This window comes from Phenylobacterium sp. (assembly GCF_030646615.1).
GTDB lineage: Bacteria > Pseudomonadota > Alphaproteobacteria > Caulobacterales > Caulobacteraceae > Phenylobacterium.
Genome location: NZ_JAUSLG010000071.1, coordinates 1 through 7,882, shown reverse-complemented (window position 1 = coordinate 7,882; position 7,882 = coordinate 1). Strand labels below are relative to the sequence as shown.

Here is a 7,882-nt window from a genome sequence, read left to right as displayed (position 1 = left end):
CGCCGCGGCTGGGGCCGGGGGGGCGCGGACCCCGCGGCGCTGCGGGGGCGCCGCTACGGGGCTCGAAGGCCTTCTGGGGCCGATCCGCCCTGGGGCCGCCCTTGCCCTCCGGACGCGCCTTCCCCGTCGCCGAGGGGCGGGCGCGCTCTGGCGTATTGCGTTCGGCCCGCGGCTCCTGCGATCGAGGCCCGCCGGATCTCGGGCGATCGGCGGAACGGCCGGGGCCCGGCCGCTCAGTCCTGGGCCGCTCAGTTTTGGCTCGCTCAGCCTTAGGCCGCTCAGCCTTAGGCCGCTCGGTCTTGGGCCGCTCCGTCTTGGGGCGTTCCGAAGCCTGGCCGGGATTTGGGCCAGGCCTGTGACGGTCGGGGCGATCGGTCCTTGGTGGGGGCGCGTCTGGTCGGGCAGGGCGCTCGGACCGGGTCGGCTCTGCATTGGCGGCCGTCGCGGTCGCCCGGGCGGCCTGGACCCGGGCCTTGTTGATCATGACGCGGCCCTCGGCCAGGGCGACATCCCGACCGCTGACCTTGGGGGCCGGCTTCCCCTTGGGCGCGCCCTTGGGCCGGGCGGTGATCTTGGGCTTGGCCCAGCCGGGCTTGTAGGCCTTCTTTTCCACCGGCCCCTTGGCCTCGACCCGCTCGACCTCTGCGGCCGCCGCAGCCCGCCGAGCGGCGCCGACGCCGCGATTGCGCTTGGGCGGCGAATAGGCCGGACGGTCGCCCTTGGGCATGTCCTCCGGCGCGATGAAGCCGGCGAACTGTTCGCGCAGCACGCGGGGGCCCACCTCCTCGATCTCTCCGGCGTCCAGGACGCCCAGGGCCAGCGGCCCATAGGAGAGGCGGATCAGGCGGTTCACCTTCAGGCCCAGGGACTCCAGAACCCGACGGACCTCACGATTCTTGCCCTCGGTCAGGGTCAGGCTGATCCAGACATTGGCCCCCTGGGGGCCTTCGCGGGCCTTGTCGATGCGCGCCTCGATGGGGCCGTAGCGGACGCCCTCGACGGTGACGCCGTCCTTCAGGGCGTCCAGCTTGTCCTGGGTGATGCGGCCGTGCGCCCGGGCGCGGTAGCGGCGCTGCAAGCCGGTGGACGGCAGCTCCAGCGCCCGGGCCAGCGCCCCGTCATTGGTCAGCAGCAGCAGGCCTTCGGTGTTCAGGTCCAGACGACCGACGGAGATGAGCCGCGGGAGCCCGGCCGGCAGGGCCTCGAAGACGGTGGATCGGCCAGCCGGATCGGAATGGGTGGTCACCAGGCCGGCGGGCTTGTGATAGCGGAAGAGGCGGGCGGGCTCGCGATCGTCCACCACCTCGCCATCGACGGTGAGGATGTCGTCGGCCTCGACCTTGACCGCCGGGGTGGTCAGCACCTGGCCGTTCAGGGCCACGCGGCCGGCCTCGATCAGGCGTTCCACCTCCCGGCGGGAGGCGACGCCGGCGCGGGCCAGGGCCTTGGCCACGCGTTCGCCGCCGCCCTCGGTCGCGTCGGGCGCTGAGGGGTCGTGGGCGTCTGGGGCTTGACCGGAGGGGGGGCGGGGAGTTCGTTGCCGTTCGTGGACCATGATCACCGCACCATGCGCATTGCCCTGCGCGCCGCGCAAGACGCCGCCGCACGTGGGGAAACCCCTGTGGGCGCCTGTGTGGTCGATCCGGCCACAGGTGAGGTGATCGCCATCGGCGCCAAGGGCCCCATCGGCGGCCATGATCCCACCGCCCACGCCGAGATCGTCGCCCTGCGCGAGGCCGCCCGCAAGCTGGGCAATTACCGGCTCACCGGCCTGACCCTGGTGGTGACGCTGGAGCCCTGCGCCATGTGCGCCGGCGCCATCAGCCATGCCCGGATCGGCCGTGTGGTGTTTGGCGCCGAGGACCCCAAGGGCGGGGCGGTCGTCCATGGCCCGCGCTACTTCGAACAGCCCACCTGCCACTGGCGCCCCGAGGTCACCGGCGGCGTCCTGGCCGAAGAGTCCGCCGATCTGCTGCGCGGATTCTTCCGCGCCCGCCGAGCCAAGGGAACGCCTGCATGATCGCCATCCTCTTCGCCGCCGCCCTCGTCGATCCGACCGCGCAGGTTGAGGCTCTGGCCTGGATGACCGGGCGCTGGGTCGAGGTCCGCGAGGGCGTCACGACGGAGGAGGCCTGGCTCACCCCGGCCGGGGGCAAGATGGCCGGCGTCAACCAGTCGAGCCGGGAAGGCCGTCCCACCGCCGTGGAGCAGATGACCATTCTGGACACGCCCGACGGCCCGGTCTTCACCGCGACCCTGGCCGGCCAGGCGCCGACCGCCTTCATGTTGCAGCCGGGCCCCGAAGGCGAGGCGGTTTTCGAGAATCCCGAGCACGACTTCCCCCAACGGGTGATCTACCGCCGTTGCGGGGTCGATCTCTGCGCCCGCATCGAAGGTCTCCACGAGGGGAAGACGATCGGGCGCGACTGGCGCTTTGTCCGCGCACCCTGAGTCTTGCCTTTCGCCCCGCAAGGGCGGGATGATGTCGCCCATAAGAATTCGAACATTTGGGAGACGACCATGGGATTGCTCGACGGGAAAGTGGCCATTGTGACCGGGGCCGGCGGCGGCCTGGGCGAGGCCTATGCCAAGCTGTTCGCCAAGGAAGGCGCCTCAGTGGTGGTCAACGACCTGGGCGGAACCCGCGACGGGTCGGGCGCCGACCGCAGCGCCGCCCAGAAGGTGGTCGATGAGATCGAGGCCGCCGGCGGCAAGGCCGTGGCCAACGGGGACGACGTCTCCACCGTCGAAGGCGGCGAGAACATCCTCAAGACCGCGCTGGATACCTACGGCAAGATCGACATCCTGGTCTGCAACGCTGGCATCCTGCGGGACAAGACCTTCGCCAACACCTCGGAAGCCGACTGGGACCTGGTGGTCAAGGTGCACCTGAAGGGAACCTATTGCTGCGCCTGGCCGGTGTGGAAATGGATGAAGGACAACAATCATCCTGGCGTCATGGTGCTGACCTCGTCCACCTCGGGCCTCTACGGGAATTTTGGCCAGGCCAATTACGGGGCGGCCAAGGCCGGCATCTATGGCCTGATGCGCGTGCTCTCCATCGAGGGTCGCAAGTACGGCATCCGCGTCATGGGCCTGGCGCCGGGTGCCTTCACCCGCATGACCGCCGACCTGCCCGGCCGCCAGGGCAAGGAGCCCGACGCCATGAGCCTGCCGGAGAACATTGCGCCGGGCGTGCTCTACATGGTCTCGGACCTCGCCGCTGACCATTCGGGCAAGGTGCTGGGCGTCTCGTCCCGCGGGGTGCGCGAGATCAAGATGGTGCAGACCGACGGCTTCAATCCGGGCAAGCCCTACACCGCCCAGGACGTGGCCAAGCATGCCGAAGAGGTCTTCTTCCCGGCCGCCGCCGAACGCACCGCCGCCAGCGCTTGAGGCTGAGCACGGCGCGGCCTTGCGTCCTTCGAGGCTCGCTCGCGCTCGCGCCTCAGGATGAGGAAGGCGGGTGCTGGCTTTGGCGTCCCAGTTCGTCCTCATCCTGAGGCGCCCTGCGCCAGCGGGGCCTCGAAGGATGAGGACGGACGCTGGGCGCCGCACCGCCCCACGCCGTCTTGGTCGGGCTCGACCCGACCACCCATGAACACCGGGCCGATCCAGCGTGCATGACCCCTCCGATCAAGCCGGCGGGCGACGTGGGATTGGTTGCGGGCCGCTCCGAGGCTCGCTCTCCCTCGCGCCACAGGACGAGGGGTTGGAGGACGGCCCAAGGGTGTCAGTCCGCCCTCATCCTGAGGCGCCCGCAGGGCCTCGAAGGACGAGGGCGGTCGCAGGACGGACGCTCAGAACCCCTCCAACCGCGCATCCAGCCGCGCTCGGACCGCGGGCCACTCTCCCGCCAGGATGGAGAAGACCACCGTGTCGCGGATGCGGCCGGTCCAGACGACACGGTGCTGGCGGAGGATCCCCTCCTGCACCGCACCCAGCTTCAGGACGGCGGCGCGGGAGCGGTGGTTGATGGCGTCGACGTTCAGTTGCACCCGCCGGGCGCCGGCCGCAAAGGCGTGGTCCAGCATCAGCCGCTTGGCGGCTGGGTTCACCGCCCCCCCGCGATGATCGGGATGGTAATAGGTGCCGCCGATCTCGACGGTCGCATTGGCGATGTCGGGACCGATATAGCTGGTCATGCCGATGCAGCGGCCCTGGATCAGGACCGCATGGGGGATCCAGGCGCCCTCGGCGGCCTGAACCATCATCTTCGTCCAGGCAGCGTCGAAATGTTCGGGCGCCATGGAGTGGGGATAGAGGTCGCGCCAGACCTGCGGGTCCGCGGCGCAGGCGGCCTGCAGCTCCAGACGATGATGTTCGCCGAGCGGCTCCAGGCGAACATGCCGATTGTGCGAATTCTGAGCTTCCAGCTGCATTTCATCCCCCCTGCCCCAGCGATGCGAAGAATCTTTCACCCGCCCTCTTGCCTTTGGCCAGCAGTCGATTATCTCAGCTTGGCCCTTTTGGGCGTTTCCTCCCTATACCTTTCGAGCCGCGCCCTTCTTGGACGCGGCTCTTTTTTTGCCTCAGGCCCCGGCGAGCAGGCGTAGCCCCTGCAACAGGAAGGCCGCGCCCAGGGCGGTGAAGATCCAGCGGCGCCAGCGTCGGAAGTGGTCCTCGGAGACCATGTCCAGGAACCGCCGCCCGACCGCCGCGCCAGCCACCGCCGCCAGGACGACGCCGGCCACCAGGCCCAGGGCCAGCCCCTCCCCCTGGCCGCCGAGCGAAAACAGCGCCCCGCCGTAGAAGACGAGCTTGGCCATGTGGGAAAAGACCTGGAAAGCCGCCTTGGTCCCGATCACCTCGTGGCGGTTGAGCGAGCTGCGCACGAGGAACAGCTCGCTCAAGGGGCCTGAGACCCCCACCGCCAGGGCCATGACCGTGGCCAGGAAGCCCCCGACGACGGCGTGGCCCGGCCGTGCGGCGTCGAGCGGGACCAGCCGTGGCGGCAGCCAGACCAGGATCGGCAGCAGACCCATGCCGATGAACACGGCCGCCTTGGACGGCTGAAAGGCCACGAACGACAGCAACCCCATGGCGCTCAGCGACCCCAGACCAAACCATCCCACCGTGCGGTAGCGGACGTGGCGGGCGTTGAAGCCGGCCCGGGCGAGGTTGGAGGCGAGCTGCGCCGCCCCGTGCAGGGCGAGCGCCGCGCTGACCGGCAGGATCAGGGTCAACACCGCCATCAGCAGGGAGCCGCCCGCCATCCCCAGCAGGCCTGATATGGCCGAGGCGGCGAAGACCGCGGCGAGCACCAGCGCGATGGCCAGGCCGCTCATGCGCCCAGCCCCAGGAGCTGGGCGGCCTGGATCAGATAGAGGACGCCGACCGCGGTGACGATCCAGCGGGTCCAGCGCTTGAAGTTGACGTCGCTCATCTTCTCCAGGATCAGGCCGCCGCACCAGGTGCCGGCCATGGACAGCGGAATGGCCAGGGCGAACAGCCAAAGCGGCGGCATGTCGGCGGCGCGTCCGTCCCCGCCCGCCATCAGCAGGGGCGTCCCATAGACGATGATCTTGGCCAGGTGGGCGAAGACCTGGGTGGCCGCCTTGGTGGCCACGATGGCGTGGCGGGTGAGCTCTGTGCGGACGAAGAAGATGTCCAGCAGGGGGCCTGCCACCCCAGCCATCAGGTTCAGGCCGGTGACCAGGAAGCCCGAGGCGAAGGCCTGGGGCGGCCGGGCGGCGTCCAGCTTCAGCCAGTGGGCCGGCAGCCAGGTGAGCCAGGGCACCAGGCCCAGCATCAGGAACAGGAAGGGCTTGGACGGCGTGAAGGCGGCCAGCGACACCAGGACCGCGGCGATCAGGGAGGCCAGCGCATACCAGCCGACAATGTCCCAGCGCACATGGCGCCTATGCAGCAGCGCCCGCCAGCCATTGGCGACCAGCTGCAGAATGCCGTGGGTGACGAAGGCCGCCGACACCGGCAGGACGAGCGCCAGGGCGCCCATCAGCACCAGGCCGCCGGCCATGCCGAACACGCCGGACAGGGTGGCCGTCGCAAAGGCGGCGGCGAGGATGAAGATCGCAATAGGAAGGGTCACGTCGGGTCGTCTCCAGTGGAGCGGCCGGCCCCGAACGGCGGGCACAGGCCGCCGCCGGGAAACGGTCCGCAGCGCGTCGCGCGCGGGACGGAGCAGGCGCTGCTAGCCTCATTGGGCGAGCGCCTTGTAGAAGACGGTAGTGGCCTCGGGCCGGCCGTCTGTCGAAAGGGCGAATCCGGGGATGACGCCGACGCGGGTCCAGCCGGCGCGGGCATAGAGCCGCTCGGCGTCGCCGCCGGTGACGGTGTCGAGCACCAGAAGGGTCAGCCCCATCTGGCGGGCCGCCGCTTCGGCGCCCTCCAGCAGGGCGGCGCCCAGGCCCAGGCGCCGGGCGCGGGGCAGAACCAGCATCTTGGCCACGTCCCCGCGATGGGGCTGGTTCTCCGGCCCGGCCGGGATCACCTGGACGACGCCGCAAAGGCCCTGGCGGTCGAAGGCCGTGACCAGTCGGCGGCCGCCGTCCGCGTCCAGCTGGCCCGCCCACCAGGCCGTGGCGCGCTCGGCCTCCAGGCCCGCCAGGAAGGAGACCGAAGCGCCCTGGGCCACACAGGCGGCCAGCAGTTCGCCCAAGGCCGGCAGATGGGACCGCGCCTGTTGAGCGGTCAGAACATCGAGGCGCGTGTCGGGGCTCATGGCTTGGCCATACACCCAGCCAAGCGGCGCCGCCAGCCAGGCGCCGACCCCCCAAAGCAAAAGACCCCGGCGCAGGCGCCGGGGTCTCTCGGAAGCGAACTGGAACCTTAAGGTCCTAGTTGCGGAACACGGCCGCCGTGGACGGATCCTGGGGCATTTCGCGGTACTGCCGCAGCTCGTTGCGGCCGACCACCATGTGGTGCACCTCATCGGGGCCATCGGCCAGGCGCAGGGTGCGGGTGGAGGTGTACATCCGCGCCAGCGGGGTCTTCTGCGAGACGCCGGTGGCGCCGTACATCTGGATGGCCTGATCGATGATCTGGCAGACCCGCTCGGGCACCATGGCCTTGACCATGTGAATCCAGATGCGGGCTTCCTGGCGGTCCAGCACGTCCATGGCCTTGGCGGCCTTGAGCACCATCAGGCGCATGGCCTCGATCTCGATCCGGGCGCGGCTGACGATCTCGACATTGCCGCCCAGCTGGATGATCGGCTTGCCGAAGGCTTCGCGGGTCAGGCCGCGGGTGACCATCAGGTCCAGGGCCTTCTCGGCCTGGCCGATGGCGCGCATGCAGTGGTGAATGCGGCCAGGGCCGAGGCGCAGCTGGCTGATCTCGAAGCCGCGGCCCTCCCCCAGCAGCATGTTCGACGCCGGCACGCGGACGTTGTCGAAGATGATGTGCATGTGGCCGTGCGGCGCGTCGGGATCGCCGAACACGTTCATGGGGCCGACGATCTTCACCCCGGGGGCGTCGGTCGGCACCAGGATCTGCGACTGGCGGTGGTTGGCCGGGCCGTCGGGGCTGGTCTGGACCATGGTGATCATGATCTTGCAGCGCGGGTCGCCGGCGCCCGAGATGTAGTGCTTCTCGCCGTTGATGACGTACTCGTCGCCGACCAGGGTGGCGGTGGTGTTGACGTTCTTGGCGTCGGACGAGGCCGAGTGCAGCTCGGTCATGGCGAAGGCGGAGCGGATCTTGCCTACCAGCAGCGGCTTCAGCCACTTTTCCTTCTGTTCCGGCGTGCCGACGCGCTCGAGCACTTCCATGTTGCCGGTGTCGGGGGCGGCGCAGTTCATCACTTCCGACGCCATCCGGTTCTTGCCCAGCTCGACGGCGATGTAGGCGTAGTCGAGGTTGGAGAGGCCCTCGCCGGTCTCGGCGTTGGGCAGGAAGAAGTTCCACAGGCCCTCGGCCT

At 70.0% G+C, this 7,882-nt stretch carries 9 protein-coding genes; 3 read left to right on the top strand and 6 right to left on the bottom strand.

Translation table 11 applies throughout. From position 1 onward, the window contains the following. Nucleotides 1-1,453 (bottom strand): pseudouridine synthase (locus tag Q7S93_RS12400; RefSeq protein WP_304714213.1); only part of this gene is annotated, 1,453 nt, incomplete at its 3' end. Nucleotides 1,454-1,537: 84 nt separating this feature from the next. Between Q7S93_RS12400 and tadA the strand changes: the two genes are divergently transcribed. The 3 genes from tadA (at nucleotide 1,538) to Q7S93_RS12385 (ending at nucleotide 3,396) form a co-directional block, all read left to right on the top strand. After that, nucleotides 1,538-2,020 (top strand): tRNA adenosine(34) deaminase TadA, encoded by a 483-nt coding sequence (tadA, locus tag Q7S93_RS12395; RefSeq protein WP_370652152.1) that lies wholly within the window; start codon nucleotides 1,538-1,540, stop codon nucleotides 2,018-2,020. Further along, nucleotides 2,017-2,451: a DUF6265 family protein gene (locus Q7S93_RS12390; RefSeq protein ID WP_304714211.1), complete on the top strand. Its 435-nt coding sequence runs from the start codon at nucleotides 2,017-2,019 to the stop codon at nucleotides 2,449-2,451. The genes tadA and Q7S93_RS12390 overlap by 4 nt, the downstream gene beginning before the upstream one ends. Before the next feature lie 69 nt (nucleotides 2,452-2,520). After that, the gene (locus Q7S93_RS12385; RefSeq protein ID WP_304714210.1) at nucleotides 2,521-3,396 is read left to right on the top strand and encodes an SDR family NAD(P)-dependent oxidoreductase; all 876 of its coding nucleotides are present in this window, start codon (nucleotides 2,521-2,523) and stop codon (nucleotides 3,394-3,396) included. A 404-nt stretch (nucleotides 3,397-3,800) separates the two neighbouring features. Here Q7S93_RS12385 and Q7S93_RS12380 read toward each other — a convergent pair whose 3' ends face one another. The 5 genes from Q7S93_RS12380 to Q7S93_RS12360 form a co-directional block, all read right to left on the bottom strand. Further along, the gene (locus Q7S93_RS12380; protein ID WP_304714209.1) at nucleotides 3,801-4,382 is read right to left on the bottom strand and encodes a GNAT family N-acetyltransferase; all 582 of its coding nucleotides are present in this window, start codon (nucleotides 4,380-4,382) and stop codon (nucleotides 3,801-3,803) included. A 150-nt stretch (nucleotides 4,383-4,532) separates the two neighbouring features. Beyond that, nucleotides 4,533-5,288, bottom strand: coding sequence for a TSUP family transporter (locus Q7S93_RS12375; RefSeq protein WP_304714208.1), 756 nt, complete (start codon nucleotides 5,286-5,288; stop codon nucleotides 4,533-4,535). Beyond that, nucleotides 5,285-6,052 (bottom strand): sulfite exporter TauE/SafE family protein, encoded by a 768-nt coding sequence (locus Q7S93_RS12370; RefSeq protein WP_304714207.1) that lies wholly within the window; start codon nucleotides 6,050-6,052, stop codon nucleotides 5,285-5,287. The genes Q7S93_RS12375 and Q7S93_RS12370 overlap by 4 nt, the downstream gene beginning before the upstream one ends. A gap of 108 nt (nucleotides 6,053-6,160) precedes the next feature. Then, nucleotides 6,161-6,685, bottom strand: a complete 525-nt coding sequence (locus Q7S93_RS12365) for a GNAT family N-acetyltransferase (RefSeq protein WP_304714206.1) — start codon at nucleotides 6,683-6,685, stop codon at nucleotides 6,161-6,163. 115 nt (nucleotides 6,686-6,800) lie between these two features. Further along, nucleotides 6,801-7,882, bottom strand: a 1,082-nt coding sequence (locus Q7S93_RS12360) for an acyl-CoA dehydrogenase family protein (protein ID WP_304714205.1), incomplete at its 5' end; no start/stop codon positions are given.